Genomic DNA, 17,609 nt, shown 5'->3' on the forward strand with positions numbered 1-17,609 from the left:
CCACCCCCCAGGTCATCGAGGACAGGGGGACACAGTCATGCCGGGCCCGGAGGCCAGCGGCCCTCTTGCAGGACCGCGAAGAACATAACGGGGGCTGCGTGTGCCGCGCCCACTGCGCGCCGCCAGCGCCCTCGCTGCGCAGTGCGGTCACCACCTTCCCGAAGCAGGGCGGGCTCAACCCGGCGAACGAGGCTGTCCTGGACGGCTCGGACGCCGTGATCACACCAGCTACATCAAGATCGCCTCACCGGGGCCCAGCGGTTCCGGCGTAACGGTCAGTTGACGATTTCGGCACGGTCGTCGAGACGGCCCGCGGCCAGCCGGTCTCGCCATATCTGGAGAGCTGCGGGTGTCTGTCGCGTCCAGTCGGTGACCTCGCCGACGATCCGGAGCGGTTCCCTGCTGCGATAGGAGCGGGTGGGGTTGCCGGGGAACTTCTTGTCGGTGACGTTCGGATCGTTCTCGAACTCCCCGGTCGCTTCGACGGCGTATACCCGGGGAGCCCCGTCTCCTGCGGCCAGTTCGGCGGCGAGTCCCGCGCCGTCGCGCAACGCCGTGAAGTAGATGTGGTTCATCACGATTTCGGGCCGGTAGTTGGAACGGAAACCGGCGGTGAGGTGATCTCCGGTCTGCAGGTCAGCCTTTGTTCCGTGGAAGAACGGCCCCTCGTCCAACGCTTCGTCCATCGCGGCAGGTTATCAAGCCAAGCTGTCGTGACGGCGATCACCTCGGACTCTAGGGTCACACCAGTCAAATCAAGATCATCCGAGCGGGACCAGATAGCTACGGGACAAGCCTTAGTCCACCTCGATGCCGAAATCCTGCACGAGTTCCTCCAGGCCACCGGTGTATCCTTTGCCGCCCAAGACGAAGTCCCAGTCGCCGCTCGGCCTTCGACGGAAAGAGCCGAGTACCAAGGCTGTTTCGCGGGATCGGCCATCGGAAACCTCAAGTTGTCCCAGCTCAGTCAGCCGCGGGTCGAGCAGACGGATGCGGGCATCCGTGAATCCGGAGAGGTCGGCATCCGGATTGACCTCGGGGTCGATCGCGGCCACGAGGACGAATCGGTCAGCCTCATCCGGCAAGGCGTCGAAAGAGACGCAGATCGCGGCCTTGTCGGGTGATGTGGCGGCCAGAGCCCTCACGGAACCGTCCGCTGTCCGTGGGTTGTTGAAGAAGACAAAGTGATCGTCACTGAGCACTCGGTTGCCACGGCAGACCAGAGCACACACATCCAATGCCACGCTGCCGGTCCACGACAGGCCCAGGACGTTGTAGTCGTCGGGCAGTCGAGTGTCAGGGCTCGTTGGCGTCGGCGGTGCCGCGGTTTGACGGCCCCCCTCACCCAGGCGCCCACGCAGTCCATGACGATGCAGCAGGTCGACAAGCTCAGGGCCCGAGATAAGCTCCAGCGGCTTGCCGTTGGCGAAGGTGTGCGAGCCGGGGCCGAACCCGGACGTCGTCACGAGGACACCCTTGTTGGCGCCTGCGTCCTGCACAGTTCCGTACAAGTCACGTACGGCAGTGGGAGGCACCGTGTTGCGGTAACGCTTCACCTGAACGACGATCTTCCCGCCTCGGATAGGTGTCGGATCCAGCGCGTCGACGTCCACCCCGCCATCGTTGGAGCGCTGGGTCGTGACCGCCTGCATCCCCATGGCCCGGAAGAGATCAGCGACAAGGTTCTCGAAGGCGATCGGATCCATCTCGTACAGGTCAGGTTCCTCATCTCTGCCATGCGCGACAACACGGTTCCCGACATCATGCGGCCGACGACTCGGCCGTACGGACGTGAGTTGGTCGGGGCGGGCCGAGAGCTGTCCGCGGAGTGCGTCGGCCAGACAACTGCTGGCGTCCACCTGCGCCAGGTGCAATCCACGGAACGTCGAGGACGAGGCCATCACGGTCGCCAGGTGGATCTGGCCCGGCTGGCCCGTCGTAGGGTCATGCCCATCCACGAATCCGTTCAAAGTGACCGACTCAAGCGCGCCCAGCTCATCCGCGGCGAAGAGCTCGTGCAGAACGAGAAGCATGCATTGCGCGAGCACCTCCCGATACAAGGCGCGACGCTGGCCCACTGGGCGGGCGGTCTCCTTGTCTTGGTCGGTCCCGGACACGTACCGAACGGACTTGACGTCAGGAACAACGCTGTAGGCAGGCAACTCCCAGTCCAGCACCAGCTGTCGCGCTGCCGTGTCGTAGGCTGCCGTCACCTGACGTGGAAAGCCCTCCGGCCATGCCGCTGAGGCATAGAGAGCGGCAGAGAAATACTCCACGACCGAGTCAGGATCATGGCGTCTCACTCCATCGGTCACCTGGACGATGTCGGCGTTGTGCCTCCTCATCTCGGCTAGCTGGGCATCGGCCCACTGCTGGTGCTCCCGCTGGTACGACGCCAGCTGTTGTTGCCGCTGGGCCTCCGCCGCCTGGGCCGCGTGCCAATCCCGCTCGAAACGAGCCCGCGCTTCAGCCTGTGCCTGGGCCCGACGGTTGGACGTCCATCCGCTCTGCGTTTGGTAATGGCTCAAGTCAGGCATAGTCACCGGCTGCGCCAGCGGTCCCGGAGCGAAGGGCTGGACCTCTTCACGCCTCATGAGAGAGGAGACCCTGAAGGCCGGAGCCTGACAGCCTAAGGAGAGAAGGCTCTGCAGCGACGCAACTTGTGCGTCCAGCTCTTCTGTGCGACGTAGCGCTTCCGCCTGCCTGTATTCGCGGTGATCTTGGGCGGCCCGCCGCTGGTAGGCACGTGCTTGCTGAGCTTCCTGCCTCCGCCGTCTGGCTTCGGCTTCCATCTGGCGTTGCTGTTGCCGTTGCATCTCTGCCCAGACGCCGACAAAGCCAGTTGAACGACGACTCATTTGTTGCAGACCCTCCCCAATGCGCCCTGACTGTCCCCACAACCAGGTGTGACGAGACGACTCTATCCAGCAACGGCCGTCCCGCATATCCGCTTGCTGAAGGCAACCGGATCCCGTCATCCCCGCAGGTCAAAGCAACTTGAAGGTGAGCCTGGGTGCGTCCGGTCGCAGTTTGGGGACTGTCGCCGTATCCGGGTTGTTCCAGCTCGCCCGCGCCCCAACCGAAAGGTCTGTGAACATGGCTTGACATGGGTCACCAAGCCGCGTTGACAGACCTTTAAGAAGCTAGGTCCGCTGAACACCCGGCGGAATGCCTGGCACAGGAAGATCTAGAACACGTGCGAGGGCGGTAGTGACCGCGGAGCAGTGGTCCGGCAGTTGCCTGTAGGCCCAATCGGCAGCCAGCGCGAGGAAGTCGACCAGGTCGCGCTCGGCGCCGGCGAGCAAGTGGCGGAGGTCGGTGACGGACAGTTCGATCACCGGGCTACGGCTCTGCTCTGCATTGACCGTGAGCCGGACCGTGTAACCGAAACGCTCCGCGATCGGTGACACGGGGTCGTGGCCGAACCCGAGGAGGCCGCCGGCATCGACGAACCGCTGCCAGTCGCGCCAGTCCTCCAGCCCATCACAGCAACCGGGTACGAAAGTGACGCCTGTGGAGTCGTCGGTGACGCGGAGGCCGCCCGCCGCGAACAGCGTGTCGAACGTCAGCAGTCCGTGAAGGAACGAGTCGAGTGCGGCGACCGGCCGACGCGGACGATCGCCGTCAGGGTCCACGTCATTGCAGCCGGCAATCCGCATCACCGCTGCCCCGACCTCGGTGGGTGACAGCTCACCGCTGAGCGGCAGGAAACCCAGCGACTCGATCTCGGCGACAGGCCAGAGATCGAAGCCTTCAGTGGGAGTCATCTCCAGGACGGGCCGCATCACGATCACTCGGCGCAGTGTTCCGCATCCTTCCCCGACCCGCCTCCCGGTTCCACCGCCCACAGACTTCTGCCGCCGTACGACCGGCGGGTGCGGCGCCCTGATCGCCGGAGCGTCAGGGACACAGGCGGGCCAGGAGTTCTTCACCGGCCGGGTATCCCTGCTCCTGGGGAAGCAGCCGGGCGGCGGAGTCCAGTTCGCGGTCCTTGACGAGTGCATGGATCTCGTGGGCGAGCGGGGTCACGTCGTTGATGGACACGATCCACTCGTTCGCGTAGCGCGCCGATGCCTGACCAGAGAGGCCCAGTTGCAGGGAGCGGTGCGGCAGGGGACGCAGGTGCAGGTCGCGTTCGGGGTCCCACTGGACGCGGGCCGGTGCGCGCTTGAGGTCACGCTGCCAGGCGGCGCGGTCGGGATGCAGTCCGCGGACGTAGTGCGACAGGCAGGCATGGCGCAGAGCCCAATCGAACCCGTCACGGGTGATCTCGACAGCGAGGACGGTCTCCTGACCCTCCTTCGTGCCCCAGCCGCAGCGGTACATCATCCACATAAAACTAGGTTTGATCCACGTCATGCGGTCGGGCTTCCACGCGGCGGGGAAGCGGCCCTTGCGGGCGGCGGGTCCGCCGATCTCCGGGCGATATGCCTGGTAGACGGTGATCGTGGACGCCGTGTGAAGCGCGCGGATCCTGCGGTGCGGTTCTTCCATGACGTACAGCGTGGGCTCCGGCCGGCTCGGATGACCACCGATTTTCGACCCGTTGCCCGATCCGACGGAGCACACCAGCCGCAGGTGGCAGGCAGTGCCCGTGCAGGCCAAGTAGCGTCCGGCACATGGAGCGACATCTAAACAATGCTGTACTCGATGGACTGACGCGTCGGGCGCAGTCGTTCGTCACCGCGCACGGCATCAGGATCGACGTGCGGCCGGTCGGCCGGCTCGCGAAGCAGTGGCTCGCGCTCGGCGTCCCATCGGTGGAGGTCGACCGTGCAAAGGAGTATCAGGAGCGCTGGGGAGGTCTCGTGCTACCTCCGGCTCCGCACTACGACGGTGGACCCAAGTATTTGGACTCCGACCTTCCAGAGGGTTCGCCGGAGGAGGGGTGGCTGCACCCGGCAGGAACCCACCGGACCGCAACCCCCTACTCGTTCATGATCGGACCGGGCGGGGAGTTCGGGGTGTACGGCTATCGCTGGACCCCCCTGCACCAAACCGTCGAGGGATGGGTGGAGGCCGTCGCGCTCGCCCACCATGCGTCGATGTGGGCACAGCAGGTCACCAGAGTCACCGGCGATCGCGTCGATGAGGTTGCTCTGGACGGCTTCGAGCCGGTCGAAGAGGTCAAGGGGATGACGGACACCTGGTGGAGGGGCAACGATTCCTTGATCGCCCTGTACTCGGGAGAGGCCGAATCCCTCTCTGCCCCCTCGTGCCGCACCGCGTTGATCTACTCCGGCCTGGATGAGTGGGGGCTCTACGGAGGCGTACGGAGTCCTGGACACCGCCACGCGAAACGGTCTGTGAACGCTGCTTGACATGGATCAAGCCGTCGTTCCTGTGGATGATGTACCGCTGCGGGTGGGGCGCCAAGGAAGGGCAGGAGGTCGTTCTCGCTGTCGAGATCCAGCGGGACGGTTTCGAGTGGGCGCTGCGCCACGCCTGTCTGTCGGGCTACGCCCGCGGGGTCCACCCGGACCGCGCCGCTTGGCAACGACAGTTGAAGCGCGCGCCGACTCGCGTGCAGTGGGACCCCGAGCGGGACCTGCGCCTCCAGCCCCTGCCGTACCGGTCCCTGCAACTCGGCCTCTCCGGGGAGGCCGCACGGCGTTACGCGGACGAGTGGACGGTAGCCATCCGTGACGTGACCCCGCTCGCCCGTGAGATCCACGCACGCGTCGGCAGCGGCGACCTCGACTCCGCGGCACGGCTGCTGCCCCAGGAGCGTCCCTACCCTGCCGGAGACGAACTTCTTGCCCGGCTGGGCGGGTGAAGGGACGGCCCCATGGGTCACAAAAGCAGAAGAGGCCCGTCGGTCACAGGTGGTGACCGGCGGGCCTTCCTCGTGGTCAGCCCTCCGCGCGGGCGGGGAGGCGCCAGCCCGGGCGGGGGAAGTGGCAGGTGTAGCCGTCCGGGTAGCGCAGCAGGTAGTCCTGGTGCTCCGGCTCGGCCTCCCAGAACGGGCCGACCGGCTCCACCTCGGTGACGACCTCGCCCGGCCACAGTCCGGAGGCGTTCACGTCCGCGATCGTGTCCTCGGCGATCCGCTTCTGCTCGTCGTCCACGTAGTAGATCGCCGAGCGGTAGCTGAGGCCCAGGTCGTTGCCCTGGCGGTTCTTGGTGCTCGGGTCGTGGATCTGGAAGAAGAACTCCAGGATCGTACGGAAATCGGTCCCCGCGGGGTCGAAAAGGATCTCGATGGCCTCCGCGTGCGTGCCGTGGTTACGGTACGTCGCGTTCGGCACGTCGCCCCCGGTGTATCCGACCCGGGTCGCCGTCACGCCGGGGAGTCGGCGGATCAGGTCCTCCATCCCCCAGAAGCATCCGCCCGCCAGCACGGCCCTCTGTGTCTGCGCAGCCATTGCGGCCCCTCCACATTTCAGTCAGCTCGGTCACTCGGGCCGCTCGGCTCGCTCACCACCGGCATCCTTGCCCACCCTCCTCAACGCACGAGGGCTCCAGGCGATTCCGTACCCGGACGAACGGGGGCAGGGACCCCCGATCTCGACCGGGAGTCCCTGCCCCTGTTCAGCTCAGCTCAGCTGCGGACCGTCACGCGGTGGGCTTGTAGAAGGTGTACGTGGCCGAGTACGGGACGCCGACCTGGTCGGTGCCCGTGCAGGCGGTCGTGGGGGCCACGCCGCCGTCGGTGGCGAGGCGCTGGATGTAGGAGACGTCGGCGAAGACGCCCGTGCCGCGGGTGGCGGTGGACTTGAGCAGCAGCTCGGGGATGGTGCCGGTCTTGGGCGAGGTGGCGACGGCGGCGGCGTTCACGGCGCTGCCGTCCACCGTGGACACCCAGACCGGGCCGCGGGAGTGGAGGGCGACCGGGCGGTGCCGGGGGTCGCTCTTCACCGAGAGGGTCGCGGCGGGCTCCAGCAGCTTCCAGGCACCGTCGGTGCAGGTGTACGTCTGGACGCCGGTGGCGGCGAAGACGCCGGTGAGCCGGTTGCCGTCCGGGACCTTCAGCGCGTCGGGAACGTCGACGCCGACCCGTACGGGCTGCGAGACCGCGGCCTGGTCGGCCGACGCGCCGGAGAGCGTGCCGGCGGTCACGGCGGCGAGTGCCGCGGTGGTGAGGACAAGTCGCTTGGCGAGCTTCATCGGATGTGTCTCCAGGATGATTTCTGTACGAGGTCACGGGCGCGGGAGCCGGAGCGGCAACGGATGCGGGCGCGAACGCGGACACCGTTCCGCCGTACGGGAACCATCGCCGGGACGACGGACCGGGGCGGCGACGGACCGAGCCGCCGGGCTGAGCTCGCAGCACGTGACGGAGCTACGGAGTATCACCGTCCTGTTCCGTCTTGGCGAGGGCCTGGGGGGCATACGGCTGGTCACGCCACGGCGGTCCCAGCGGACACCCTGCATGCCCCGTCACTTCCTCAAGAGACCTTGGGTACAGCGGAGTTGGGGTCCGCGCCCGCGAACGCGAGACCTATGACGAAGCCCGCGACCTCCTCCAGCTGGCGGACCCGGTCCAGCGACCCCAGAGTCGCCGGGGCTCCGCCGACGTCGCTCACCAGCTCGCCGACGATCCGCAGGGCCGCCGGATCGTCGCCGCACATCGCCACGGTCGGACGCGGCCGGCCGTCGTCGGCGGGGCTCGACCACAGGCCCGCGGGGAAGAGATGGAACGCCTTCACCACATGGGCGCCCGGTGCGAGCCCGGCGATCCGCATCGCCATCGACTCGCCTCGTTCGGTGAGCAGATCGCCTACCCCGTGCGCGACGGCGTTCGTGGGGTCGATGAGGGGCGTGCCCGCGAGGACGCCGTCGGCCGCGCCCGCCAGTGCCAGCATGTCCCCGACGCCGTCCCACGACACGGCGAGGAGTACGGCGTCGCGGCCCGTGGCCGCCTCCCGCGGGGTGACGGCGAACGCCCCCTGCTGGCGCCCCGGTCGCTCCGGTCGTTCCGGTCGCCCCAGCTGCCCCAGTCGCCCCAGCCGTTCGGCGAGCTTGGCCGCCTTGACCTGCGAACGTCCGCCGATCCACACCTCGTGCCCTGCACGGATCCAGCCCTCACCCAGGGCCGCCGCCAGTGTTCCCGTTCCCAGAATCCCGATACGCATCGTCGTTGCCTCTCGAACCGTGGTCGCCCACTGCCAGTTGGGTAGCCACGGTAGGAAGCCCGTCACGCACCGATCGGTGCGTGACCGCCGCGCGATGATGGCGGAGAGAGGGCAAAGAGAGATGACGGAGAGGTGGGTGACCGAGAGGTGGGTGAAGGCGGGATGGCCGACGACGGCTCACACTGCTACCAACTGGTCGCCGACTGCCGGCTGCGTGCCGCCGCCGATCTGTTCGCCCACACCTGGGACCCCGTCGTCCTGGCGGCCCTGCGCACGGGACCGTGCCGGCGCCGTGATCTGCGGGTCGCGATCGGCGGCATCAGCGACAAGGTGTTGACCGACACACTGCGCCGCCTCCTCGCCAACGGCCTGGTGGCCCGCCGAGTCCATGCCGAGGCGCCGCCGCGCGTCGAATACGCCCTGACCGCGTTGGGACGGAGCCTGGTCGAGGGCCCCATGGCGGCGCTCGGCCGGTGGGTGACCGAGCACGGCGACGAACTCCTCGAAGCCCAGGAGGCGCAGGAGGACCAGGGGGTTCGGGAGGCGCAGGAGGCGCAGGCTCGGTGAACACGGAGGGGTCGGCGTCCAGGGGTCGACCGCGGCCACGAGGACGAACCGGTACGGATGCCGCCCGCCGCGGCTACCCCCGCGCCCCGCTCCCGTAGGGCCGGGTCAGGATCTCCAGGCTGTGGCCGTTCGGGTCCTCGAAGTATGTGCCGCGGCCGCCGTCGTTCGTGTTGATCTCGCTGACGCGGTGGTGGAACGGGTCGGCCCAGTAGGTGAGTCCGGCGTCCTGGACGCGGGCGAAGATCGTGTCGAAGTCGTCCTCCGAGACCAGGAACGCGTAGTGCTGGGGCGGGATGGACCCGACGGCGTCCATGTAGTCGAGGGTCACCCCGTTCGGGATCTGCACGGGGACGAAGGGGCCGTACGCGGGGCTCACCTCCAGGCCCAGGATGTCGGCGAGAAAGCGGGCCGACGTCTTCTTGTCATGGGCGGCGACGATCGTGTGGTTCAGCTCGACGGTCATCGTGCGGACCTCCTCGGTTCGTCGGCTCGGCATTTTCCTTGCTGTCGTACACGTCCACGCTAGGCGCCCGTTCGGCGGGACGGCAGCCCCCTGCGGGACACACGGATCAGAAAGGTAAGGTAAGCCTTGCCTTAGGTGGCGCTCGGCCGCCGGTGATCCAGGCAATCGACAAACGACATACCGGAGCAAGTTGTGCGCACGTCGGTGGTGAAGGCCGTCCTGGCCGTGTCCGTGGTCGGCGGACTGATGGCCGGGTGCTCGGCCTCCGCGGGTTCCGGGGACTCCGGAGCCTCCGGCAGCGGCGAAAGCGGAAGCGGAAGCGGAAGCGGAAGCGGAAGCGGAAGCGGCAAGAACGGCGGCGACCGCAACCTCGTCGCCGGTGCCTCCGAGGGCCCCTCCGCCGCCCCCAGCGCCCTCGCCGACGGCATGGGTACGAAGGCAGCCGACGGCGAGTTCCCCCGTACCGTCGGCCATTTCAAGGGCCGGACCGAGGTCGGGGCCGCGCCGAAGCGGATCGCCGCGCTCAGCACCGGGCAGCTCGACGACCTCCTCACCCTCGGAGTCGTACCGGCCGCCACCACTCGCGCCGACAACGCGGGCCTCGTACCCGGCTACCTCGCCGACGCCTTCCCCCAGTACAAGAAGGCGCTGGCGAAGACGACCGACGCGGGGACGCGGACCGCGCCCAATCTGGAGACGCTGGCCGCCGCGAAGCCGGACCTCATCCTCGCCAACGACTCGCTCGGCGACCTCTACCCCAAGCTGTCGAAGATCGCCCCCACCGTGATCACCGCGGGCAACGGCGTCAACTGGAAGCGGGATCTGCTGCTCGTCGGCGACGCAGTCGGCAAGGGCGGGCAGGCGCGGAAACTCCTCGACGAGCACGCCGAGGACGCCGCCGCGGCGGGCGCGAAGACCGGCGGGGCGGACACCTCGGTCTCCATGGTGCGGTTCACTCCCGACCGGACCCGGATGTTCGGCGTCTCCTCCTTCACCGGTTCGATCGCCGTCGACATGGGGCTGGGACGGCCCAAGTCCCAGCAGTTCAAGGCCATTTCGCAGGACATCGGAGCGGAGAGCATCGATGTCGCCGACGGCGACTGGATCTTCTACTCCGTGCAGGGGGACGAGGGGCGGACCGACGCGGGGAGCGTGCTCGCCGGACCGCTGTGGAAGTCCATGAAGGCGGTCGGGGCCGGGCACACCGTCAAGGTCGACGACGACCCCTGGTACCTCAACGCGGGCCCCACCGCGGCGCGGCTGGTCGTACGTCAGCTCACCGACTCCCTCAGCAGGTAGCAAGCAGAGACAGAGCAGTGAGCAGCAGGGGCACGAGAGACCATCCGTGAAAGACCATCTGTGAAAGACCGTCCGACCGTACGCATCGCCTGGCTGGCCACCGCCCTCCTCCTCACCCTCGCCACGGTCGCCCTGAGCCTCGCCGTCGGCACCCGCCAGGTGCCGCTGTCCGCCGTGCTCGACGCACTGCTGCACGGCGGCGGCTCACGGGACGCCCTGGTCGTACGGTCGCTGCGGCTGCCCCGTACCGAGGTCGGGCTCGCCGCCGGGGCCGCGCTCGGCCTGTCCGGGGCGGCGCTCCAGGCCGTCACCCGCAACCCGCTGGCCGATCCGGGCATCCTCGGACTGAGCCAGGGGGCCGCGGCCGGGGTGGTGTTCGCGATCGCGGGCGGTCTCGCGAACGGCTTCGGCGGCTACGTCTGGTACGCCTTCACGGGCGCCGTGGCAGCCGCGTTCCTGGTGTACGCCGTCGCCTCACGCGGCCGGGGCGGCGCCTCCCCGGTGAAACTCGCGCTCGCCGGTACCGCGCTGTCCGCGATGGTGGCCGGCGCCACCACCGTGGTCCTGACGTCGAGTTCGGCGACGCTCGACCAGTTCCGGTTCTGGCAGGTGGGCGCGTTGAGTGGCCGGGACGCGGGGACGGTCGGCCAGATGCTGCCCTTCCTCGCGGCGGGCGCGCTGCTGGTGCTCGTCTGCGCCCGCGGCCTGGACGCCCTCGCGCTCGGCGACGACACGGCCCGCGCCCTGGGTCACAAGGTCGGGCTCGTACGGGGTGGTGCGGCGCTCGGGGCGACGGTCCTGACCGCCGCCGCGGTGGCCGCCGCCGGACCGATCGCCTTCATCGGCCTCGCCGTCCCGCACCTGGCCCGCCGGCTGATCCGGGGCGGCCACCGCTGGACCCTCCCCCTGTCCGCCCTGCTCGGGGCGGCCCTGCTGCTCGCGGCGGACGTGGCGGGCCGGGTCGTACGGGCCCCCGCGGAGGTACCGGCAGGCGTGATGACGGCACTCGTCGGGGTGCCCGTACTGGTGGTACTGGTCCGCCGGAGAACGGTGGCGACATGACGACGGCACCCCCGGCACCCCCGGAACGCCCCCGCCACCCCGACCACCCCGGCTGCCCCGACCACTCTGGCTATCCCGGCTATCCCGGCTCGACGGGTCTCGTCGCCGTCCGCCGAGGCTCGCTCTCCCTCCTCCTCCACCGCCGCTCGGCAGCGGTGGTGGCCGTACTCGCCGTCCTCCTCGCCGGGGTGATGCTGCTCGCGGCCTGCGTCGGTCAGACGTACGTTCCGCCGGGCGAGGTCTGGCGGGTCCTGCGCGGCCACGGGGGCCCGTACGACCTGATCGTCGGTGAGCTGCGGGTGCCGCGGATCGTGCTCGGGGCGCTCGTCGGTGCCGCGCTGGGGATGTCCGGGGCGCTCGTGCAGACCGTCACCCGCAACCCGCTGGCCAGCCCGGACGTCATCGGCGTCGGACACGGGGCGGCGGCCGCGACGGTCCTGGCGCTCGCCACCGGAACGGTCGCCTCGCCGGGCGCGCTCCCGGCCGTCTCCGTCGCGGGCGGTCTCGCGGCAGCCGCGCTCGTGTACGTGCTGGCCTGGCGGCACGGAATGCAGCCCAGCCGTTTCGTACTGACCGGGGTCGGCATCGGTGTGGCCCTCTCCGCGGTCGTCCAGCTCTACCTCACCGAGAGCGAACTGGCGGCGGCCGAGCAGGTCAAACTGTGGCTGACCGGCAGCCTCAACGGACGCGGCTGGGACCAGGCGGTCCCCCTCGCCCGGATCCTGCTGCTCTCCCTGCCCGCGCTGGTGTGGGCGAGCCGGGCGCTGCGCCCGCTGGGCCTGGACCCGGACACGGCCGCGGCGCTCGGCGTCCGCGTGCACCGGACGCAGCTCGCGCTGACGGTCCTGGGCGTGCTCCTCGCGGCGACCGCCACGGGAGCGGCGGGGCCGATCGGCTTCATAGCCCTCACGGCCCCCCAGCTCTCCCGCCGCCTGACCCGCTCCCCCCAGCTCCCCCTCACGGCCTCGGCCCTGACGGGCGCGGTGATCCTGGTGACAGCGGACCTGACCGCCCGCACGGCAGTGCCCCCACTGGAAATCCCGGTGGGGGCACTCACAGCCCTGGTGGGCGGCCCGTACCTGCTCTGGCTACTGACCCGAACCAACCAGCCCCGCTGAAGCTGCCAGGCCCCCGATCCCAGAACCCCGATCAAGGGGCGCGGGGAACGGCGCAGTCTTGTGCCTTTGGCTTTCAGGGGCGCGGCGCAGTCTTTTGTCCTGAGGGGGCGCAGCCCCCAAGGGGCGCGGGGAACGGCGCGACCGGCCACAACGCACCCGCAGAGAACAACGCACCCCGGCGGAGCTAGATCGTGGCAGCGTCGATCACGAACCGGTACCGCACATCACTGGCGAGCACCCGCTCATACGCAGCGTTGATCTCCGCCGCACTGATCAGCTCGATCTCCGCCCCGAACCCGTGCGCGGCGCAGAAGTCCAACATCTCCTGCGTCTCGCGAATCCCCCCGATCCCGGACCCCGCAAGCGTCTTGCGCCCACCGATCACGGAGAACAGGTTCAGGGAAACGGGCTCCTCGGGCGCGCCCACGTTCACGAACGCGCCGTCCGTCCGGAGCAGGGACAGGAACTTGTCCAGGTCCAGCGGAGCGGAAACGGTCGAGAGGATCAGATCGAACGACCCCCGCAGCTTCTCGAAGGTCTCCGGGTCACTGGTCGCGTAGTAGTGGTCGGCGCCGAGCTTCAGCCCGTCGTCCTTCTTGCGGAGCGACTGCGACAGCACGGTCACCTCCGCACCGAGCGCGTGCGCGATCTTGACGCCCATGTGCCCGAGGCCGCCCATGCCGAGGATCGCGACCTTCTTGCCGGGCCCGGCGTTCCAGTGCTTGAGCGGGGAGTACGTGGTGATGCCGGCGCACAGCAGCGGCGCGGCCTCGTCGAGGGCCAGGCCCTCGGGGATACCGACGGTGAAGGCCTCGTCGACCACGATGTGGGTCGAGTAGCCGCCGTAGGTGTTCTCGCCGCTGCGGTCGACGGCGTTGTACGTGCCGGTGTTGCCCTCGACGCAGTACTGCTCAAGGCCGGCCTTGCAGTTCTCGCACTCGCGGCAGGAGTCGACCATGCAGCCGACACCCACGCGGTCCCCGACGGCGAACTTGGTGACACCGGGGCCGACCTCGGTGACGATGCCGGCGATCTCGTGGCCGGGGACCATCGGGAAGATGGCCTCGCCCCAGCCCTCGCGTGCCTGGTGGATGTCGGAGTGACAGATACCGGCGAACTTGATCTCGATCAGGACGTCCTGCTCGCCGACCGGGCGACGCTCGATGGTGGTGCGCTCCAGCGGAGCCTTGGCGGCGGGGGCGGCGTATGCGGCGACAGTGGTCATGCGGAGGGTTCTCCTAAGGAGTGGATCTGCGCCCGGCCTGCCTTCCGGCCGGGTACGGCGTCCAGCCTGCCCCGTTTGCCGACCTTCACCCAGACCACGGTGTTTCGTACGTCCACTGGTCCTACTACTGGCGGGGGCAGGCTCGTATGCGTACGACCGTGTAGCAGCGTGAATACTGGACGTATGGACGAACAGCCCTCTCAGGAGCCCACCGGCGGGACCGGACAGGAACCGGGACGGCGGCTGGGGGACCGGCGCGCCGAGCTCAGCGAGTTCCTGCGCACCCGCCGGGCCCGGCTGAAGCCGGAGGACGTGGGGCTGCCGGACTTCGGACGGCACCGCAGGGTGCCGGGGCTGCGCCGCGAGGAGCTGGCGCAGCTGGCCGGGGTGTCCGTGGCGTACTACACCCGCCTTGAGCAGGGCAACGGACGGAACGTGTCGGCGGAGGTGCTCGACGCGATCGCCCGCGCCCTGCGGCTGAGCGGCGCCGAGCACGCGCATCTGACGCATCTCGCGAAGCCCAAGCAGCACAAGAAGAAGGTGTCGGCCCGGCCGCAGCAGGTGCGGGTCGCCATGCGGCAGCTGATCGACTCCTTCGACAATGTGCCCGCGTACGTCGTGGGGCGGCGCTCCGACATCCTCGTGTGGAACCGGATGTCCGCGGCCGTCTTCGGGGACTGGTCGCAGTTGCCCGCGCAGGAGCGGAACTGGGCGCGGATGGTGTTTCTGCGGCCCGAGTACCGCGAGCTGTTCGTGGAGTGGGAGCAGAAGGCGTCCGACATGGTGAGTTTTCTGCGGATGGACGCGGGCTGTCATCCGGACGATCCGCGGCTGTCCGCGCTGGTCGGGGAGCTGTCCGTGAAGAGCGAGGAGTTCCGGCGGCTGTGGGCGACGCATGACGTCAAGGAGAAGAGTCATGGGGTGAAGCGGCTGCATCATCCTCTGGTGGGTGAGCTGACGCTCTCCTTCGAGACGTTCAAGCTCGTCGACGACGAGGAGTTGTCGATGGTGACGTACCACCCGGAGCCGGGGTCGGCCTCGGCGCAGGCGCTCCGCTTGCTCGCGAGCTGGGGCACGGACGCGGTCCGGGCGGGTTCGTCCGCGCCACGCCCCTGACTTCCCTCGCCCCCGTCGCCCCTACCCATTCCCGTCACCACCTCAGGGGCTCCGCCCCCGAACCCCCACTCCTCAAACGCCGGAGAGGCTGAAAGCCGTTAAGGGGCGCGGGGAACTGCGCGGGCAGCCCCCACCGGGCCCGCAGCCGGTATCGCCCCCTCAGGCCCCGGCCCCCTGGTACGGCGGAGCCGAGCCCCACGACCACTGCGGAACCGGCTGCTCCCCCGGAGCCACCGCGTCCGGTCCGGAGAAGTACACGGCCAACCGCGTCCCCCACTCCGCGTAAGCGAGGAACGCAGACCGGAACTCGGCGTCCGAGGGCAGCCCCGCCTCGTCCGCCGCATCCTGCAGCAGGTTCACCCAGCGCCGCCGCTGCACCTCGGTGATCCCCTTCCCCAGGTGCTTGGCGACCATGTGCCCGTGTCCTCCTTGCGTCTCGGAGTACACGGGCGGCCCCCCGAAGACCTCCCCGAACCAGGACGCCACATGCGCGGCGTGCTCGGCGGCGAGCCCTTCGAAGACGGGGGCGAGGATGTCGTCCTTGAGGACCTTGTCGTAGAACGCCTCGGTGAGGCGGACGAAGGCCTCGGCTCCCCCGGCCCAGGCGTACAGCGTGGGCACGGCCGCCCCCGCCCCCCGTACCGTCGTCGGCTTGTAGTGGCGTGTCTCCTCCACGAACCGGGTGAAGGGGCCGATCTCGGCGACGAAGTCGGTGAAGAGCTCGGACTCGCGGAACCCCTCGACATGGTCCTGCGTGGACGTCCAGGTGATCCGGAGCACGTAGTGCTGGAAGTCGTCCTCGCAGCGGGCCAGCTCGTAGTCGACGCACTGCGGGGCCGCCGCGAGCTGCGAGGCGGCCCGGGAGTAGGCGGCGAGGAACAGCGCCGACTGCTCCTCGGGGATGAGGTACCGGATGTATTCAACGGTGTGCGCGGTCATACCCCCCGCCTACCCGAACGGCCCGCCGGCAGCTCTGCTTCCGGCGGGCCGTTCTCACGCGTTCTCACGCGTCCGTGCCTATCAGCGTTCGGTGGGCGACCCTTCGGTCACTTCCCGTAGTACGCGTTGTAGATCGAGATCGTCGACTTGTTCCCCTTCTTGTCGGCGATCTTGGCGTGGAACGAGATCCCCTTGCCCTTGGCGGGGTTGGTGATCGCGATCTTGCCGTTCTTGACGGTGACCTTCTTCCAGGTCTGGCCGTAGTCGTACGACACGTACACGGCGAGGGACTTCAGGTTCGAGCCCGCCGCCGAGCCCTGGACGGTCACCGGGACGGAGACCTTCTTGTCCGCCGGAGCCCTGCTGTCCAGGCCGACGGCCGCGTCGAAGCGGACCGAGGACGCGGGCAGTTTGGCCAGGTCGGCCTTCTTGGAGCGGAAGGTCCAGCTGGCGTCGACGCGGGTGGAGGCCGCGGCGACCTTGACACTCCGCTTGACCGAGGTCGTCAGCTTGTACGCGGCGTCACCGGCCGGGACCTTGAAGATGCCGTCCCCGACCAGCGGGTCGCTGTTGGAGCCGACCTTGGCGCCGTTGCGGTAGAGGGTCGTGGTGACCGACGAGTAGAGCGAGGAACCGGCGTGGGTCTTGCCGTCGGCGAACAGCGGCAGGTAGCCGTAGATGCCGTTGCCCTCGCGGTAGAGGCCGAAGGAGGAGGTCAGGCGCGGGCCGAAGACGGCCGTGTTGAAGGTCTTCTCGTAGCTCTTGCCCGCCGCGAGGGTCTGCGGGGTGCCGAGCGTGTAGAAGGCCTCGACGATCGGCCAGCCCCATTCGTCGACTCCGCCGTACTGCTCGAAGTCGAGGTTCCACTTGACCCCGCCGGCGGTGGACAGGTGCACCGTCCGGGTGCCGGGGAGCGTCTGCGGGACACTGATCGCGGAGGAGCCGGAGCTGCCGGGCAGGCTGCCCCAGGCGGTGAGCGCGCCCTTCTTGCCGCTCGCCGAGGCGCCCAGACCGGTCTTCACCGTGGCCAGTTCGCTCGCCTTGTAGTGCTTGGTGTAGCCGGTGGCGAGCTGCTTGACCTTGGCTCCGGCGGTGGTGTCGTACTCCTCGGCGGGCTTGGCCCAGTGGCCGTCCCACTGCTGGTACAGCGTGCCGTCGGTGATCTGCGGACCGGCGTGCGCGGAACGGAAGTTGGCGTACGAGTCCAGCCACCAGCCGAACCCGTAGCTGCTGTTGCCGACGTCGACCGTGTAGTCGGGTGAGGCGAACTCGGACTTGGCCGCGGCGTCGGGCACGGTGATGTCCACCGGCTTCGTGGTCCGCGCGTCCACGGTGATCGTCGCGTTCTTCGTGACGCTCAGCTTCGGCTGGGCCACCCAGTCGGCGCCCTTGGCGAAGTCCTCCGGGTCGACGAAGAGCGCCGAGTCGAGGATGTAACCGCCCTTGGGAACGCGGACCTTGACGGTGCCGGAGGCGTCGTAGGGCGAGTACCACTTCTCCTTGGAGAGCCCGGAGACCCCGGACAGGTTGGCGTTGTAGTACTGCGCCGGGTTGCCGTCACGGCCGATGAACTTGAGCGTGACGTCGTACGACTCCACCTCGCGCTGCACCGCCGCCGCCGTGCGTACGCTCTGGCCGCCGCCGGTGGCGGTCACGTACGCGGAGTAGGCGCCGTCGAGCGTGCCGCCCAGTTTGCTGTTGGCCGTGAGGTCGGCAGAAGCCGTGCCGCCCGCCGGGACGGTGAG

At 69.1% G+C, this 17,609-nt stretch carries 17 protein-coding genes and 1 pseudogene; 7 read left to right on the forward strand and 11 right to left on the reverse strand.

What is annotated here, in order from left to right:
- Positions 1 to 275: 275 nt before the first annotated feature.
- The 4 genes from arr to ACZ60E_RS45435 all read right to left on the reverse strand — a co-directional run bounded on the left by arr (position 276) and on the right by ACZ60E_RS45435 (position 4,494).
- Complete coding sequence (gene arr, locus ACZ60E_RS45420) at positions 276 to 686, reverse strand: NAD(+)--rifampin ADP-ribosyltransferase (RefSeq protein ID WP_469448184.1); 411 nt, start codon at positions 684 to 686, stop codon at positions 276 to 278.
- A 111-nt stretch (positions 687 to 797) separates the two neighbouring features.
- The gene (locus tag ACZ60E_RS45425) at positions 798 to 2,858 is read right to left on the reverse strand and encodes a restriction endonuclease (protein WP_469448185.1); all 2,061 of its coding nucleotides are present in this window, start codon (positions 2,856 to 2,858) and stop codon (positions 798 to 800) included.
- Between the two features lie 285 nt (positions 2,859 to 3,143).
- Complete coding sequence (locus tag ACZ60E_RS45430; protein ID WP_469448195.1) at positions 3,144 to 3,785, reverse strand: hypothetical protein; 642 nt, start codon at positions 3,783 to 3,785, stop codon at positions 3,144 to 3,146.
- A gap of 115 nt (positions 3,786 to 3,900) precedes the next feature.
- Positions 3,901 to 4,494: a DUF4291 domain-containing protein gene (locus tag ACZ60E_RS45435; protein WP_469448186.1), complete on the reverse strand. Its 594-nt coding sequence runs from the start codon at positions 4,492 to 4,494 to the stop codon at positions 3,901 to 3,903.
- A 125-nt stretch (positions 4,495 to 4,619) separates the two neighbouring features.
- Here ACZ60E_RS45435 and ACZ60E_RS45440 point away from each other — a divergent pair, with 125 nt between their 5' ends.
- Both ACZ60E_RS45440 and ACZ60E_RS45445 read left to right on the forward strand, forming a co-directional pair.
- Positions 4,620 to 5,321, forward strand: coding sequence for a hypothetical protein (locus ACZ60E_RS45440; protein ID WP_469448187.1), 702 nt, complete (start codon positions 4,620 to 4,622; stop codon positions 5,319 to 5,321).
- A complete protein-coding gene (locus ACZ60E_RS45445) occupies positions 5,252 to 5,776 on the forward strand; it encodes a DUF4291 domain-containing protein (protein WP_469448188.1) in 525 nt (174 codons plus the stop codon). Before ACZ60E_RS45440 ends, ACZ60E_RS45445 begins: the two co-directional genes overlap by 70 nt.
- 76 nt (positions 5,777 to 5,852) lie before the next feature.
- Here ACZ60E_RS45445 and msrA read toward each other — a convergent pair whose 3' ends face one another.
- From msrA to ACZ60E_RS45460, 3 genes are all read right to left on the reverse strand, one after another.
- The gene (gene msrA / locus ACZ60E_RS45450; RefSeq protein WP_384812488.1) at positions 5,853 to 6,365 is read right to left on the reverse strand and encodes a peptide-methionine (S)-S-oxide reductase MsrA; all 513 of its coding nucleotides are present in this window, start codon (positions 6,363 to 6,365) and stop codon (positions 5,853 to 5,855) included.
- 190 nt (positions 6,366 to 6,555) lie between these two features.
- Positions 6,556 to 7,107: a DUF3455 domain-containing protein gene (locus ACZ60E_RS45455; protein WP_385833187.1), complete on the reverse strand. Its 552-nt coding sequence runs from the start codon at positions 7,105 to 7,107 to the stop codon at positions 6,556 to 6,558.
- Between the two features lie 281 nt (positions 7,108 to 7,388).
- Positions 7,389 to 8,075, reverse strand: a complete 687-nt coding sequence (locus ACZ60E_RS45460; RefSeq protein WP_469448189.1) for an NADPH-dependent F420 reductase — start codon at positions 8,073 to 8,075, stop codon at positions 7,389 to 7,391.
- Positions 8,076 to 8,237: 162 nt separating this feature from the next.
- On the opposite strand from ACZ60E_RS45460, the gene ACZ60E_RS45465 reads away from it, so the two are divergent.
- The gene (locus ACZ60E_RS45465) at positions 8,238 to 8,642 is read left to right on the forward strand and encodes a winged helix-turn-helix transcriptional regulator (protein ID WP_469448196.1); all 405 of its coding nucleotides are present in this window, start codon (positions 8,238 to 8,240) and stop codon (positions 8,640 to 8,642) included.
- A 73-nt stretch (positions 8,643 to 8,715) separates the two neighbouring features.
- On the opposite strand, the gene ACZ60E_RS45470 is transcribed toward ACZ60E_RS45465, so the two are convergent.
- Complete coding sequence (locus tag ACZ60E_RS45470; RefSeq protein WP_453794120.1) at positions 8,716 to 9,105, reverse strand: VOC family protein; 390 nt, start codon at positions 9,103 to 9,105, stop codon at positions 8,716 to 8,718.
- 192 nt (positions 9,106 to 9,297) lie between these two features.
- Between ACZ60E_RS45470 and ACZ60E_RS45475 the strand changes: the two genes are divergently transcribed.
- Genes ACZ60E_RS45475 through ACZ60E_RS45485 form a run of 3 tightly spaced genes read left to right on the forward strand, consistent with a single transcriptional unit; the run spans position 9,298 to position 12,584 of the window.
- Positions 9,298 to 10,404, forward strand: coding sequence for an ABC transporter substrate-binding protein (locus ACZ60E_RS45475; protein ID WP_469448190.1), 1,107 nt, complete (start codon positions 9,298 to 9,300; stop codon positions 10,402 to 10,404).
- A 60-nt stretch (positions 10,405 to 10,464) separates the two neighbouring features.
- Positions 10,465 to 11,466: a FecCD family ABC transporter permease gene (locus ACZ60E_RS45480; protein WP_469448191.1), complete on the forward strand. Its 1,002-nt coding sequence runs from the start codon at positions 10,465 to 10,467 to the stop codon at positions 11,464 to 11,466.
- Entirely contained in the window at positions 11,463 to 12,584 is a 1,122-nt protein-coding gene (locus tag ACZ60E_RS45485; RefSeq protein ID WP_469448192.1) for a FecCD family ABC transporter permease, read from the forward strand. Before ACZ60E_RS45480 ends, ACZ60E_RS45485 begins: the two co-directional genes overlap by 4 nt.
- 184 nt (positions 12,585 to 12,768) lie before the next feature.
- Here the strand turns inward: ACZ60E_RS45485 and ACZ60E_RS45490 are convergent, their stop codons facing one another.
- Positions 12,769 to 13,809 (reverse strand): NAD(P)-dependent alcohol dehydrogenase, encoded by a 1,041-nt coding sequence (locus ACZ60E_RS45490; RefSeq protein WP_384812505.1) that lies wholly within the window; start codon positions 13,807 to 13,809, stop codon positions 12,769 to 12,771.
- Positions 13,810 to 13,992: 183 nt separating this feature from the next.
- Between ACZ60E_RS45490 and ACZ60E_RS45495 the strand changes: the two genes are divergently transcribed.
- Positions 13,993 to 14,925: a helix-turn-helix transcriptional regulator gene (locus tag ACZ60E_RS45495; RefSeq protein ID WP_469448193.1), complete on the forward strand. Its 933-nt coding sequence runs from the start codon at positions 13,993 to 13,995 to the stop codon at positions 14,923 to 14,925.
- 159 nt (positions 14,926 to 15,084) lie between these two features.
- Here the strand turns inward: ACZ60E_RS45495 and ACZ60E_RS45500 are convergent, their stop codons facing one another.
- Together ACZ60E_RS45500 and ACZ60E_RS45505 are read right to left on the reverse strand one after the other, a co-directional pair.
- Positions 15,085 to 15,864, reverse strand: a complete 780-nt coding sequence (locus tag ACZ60E_RS45500) for a globin domain-containing protein (RefSeq protein WP_469448194.1) — start codon at positions 15,862 to 15,864, stop codon at positions 15,085 to 15,087.
- A 107-nt stretch (positions 15,865 to 15,971) separates the two neighbouring features.
- Positions 15,972 to 17,609 (reverse strand): annotated as a pseudogene (locus ACZ60E_RS45505) (peptidase S8); the annotation flags it as partial.

Source organism: Streptomyces sp. NPDC102514 (assembly GCF_055584525.1).

Coding starts and splice junctions, on each gene's coding strand:
- ACZ60E_RS45460 (WP_469448189.1), bottom strand. CDS start 8,075: ATGCGTATCGGGATTCTGGGAACGGGAACACTGGCGGCGGCCCTGGGT.
- ACZ60E_RS45470 (WP_453794120.1), bottom strand. CDS start 9,105: ATGACCGTCGAGCTGAACCACACGATCGTCGCCGCCCATGACAAGAAG.
- ACZ60E_RS45485 (WP_469448192.1), top strand. CDS start 11,463: ATGACGACGGCACCCCCGGCACCCCCGGAACGCCCCCGCCACCCCGAC.
- ACZ60E_RS45495 (WP_469448193.1), top strand. CDS start 13,993: ATGGACGAACAGCCCTCTCAGGAGCCCACCGGCGGGACCGGACAGGAA.
- msrA (WP_384812488.1), bottom strand. CDS start 6,365: ATGGCTGCGCAGACACAGAGGGCCGTGCTGGCGGGCGGATGCTTCTGG.
- ACZ60E_RS45490 (WP_384812505.1), bottom strand. CDS start 13,809: ATGACCACTGTCGCCGCATACGCCGCCCCCGCCGCCAAGGCTCCGCTG.
- arr (WP_469448184.1), bottom strand. CDS start 686: ATGGACGAAGCGTTGGACGAGGGGCCGTTCTTCCACGGAACAAAGGCT.
- ACZ60E_RS45500 (WP_469448194.1), bottom strand. CDS start 15,864: ATGACCGCGCACACCGTTGAATACATCCGGTACCTCATCCCCGAGGAG.
- ACZ60E_RS45440 (WP_469448187.1), top strand. CDS start 4,620: ATGGAGCGACATCTAAACAATGCTGTACTCGATGGACTGACGCGTCGG.
- ACZ60E_RS45435 (WP_469448186.1), bottom strand. CDS start 4,494: ATGGAAGAACCGCACCGCAGGATCCGCGCGCTTCACACGGCGTCCACG.
- ACZ60E_RS45465 (WP_469448196.1), top strand. CDS start 8,238: ATGGCCGACGACGGCTCACACTGCTACCAACTGGTCGCCGACTGCCGG.
- ACZ60E_RS45430 (WP_469448195.1), bottom strand. CDS start 3,785: ATGCGGCCCGTCCTGGAGATGACTCCCACTGAAGGCTTCGATCTCTGG.
- ACZ60E_RS45455 (WP_385833187.1), bottom strand. CDS start 7,107: ATGAAGCTCGCCAAGCGACTTGTCCTCACCACCGCGGCACTCGCCGCC.
- ACZ60E_RS45425 (WP_469448185.1), bottom strand. CDS start 2,858: ATGAGTCGTCGTTCAACTGGCTTTGTCGGCGTCTGGGCAGAGATGCAA.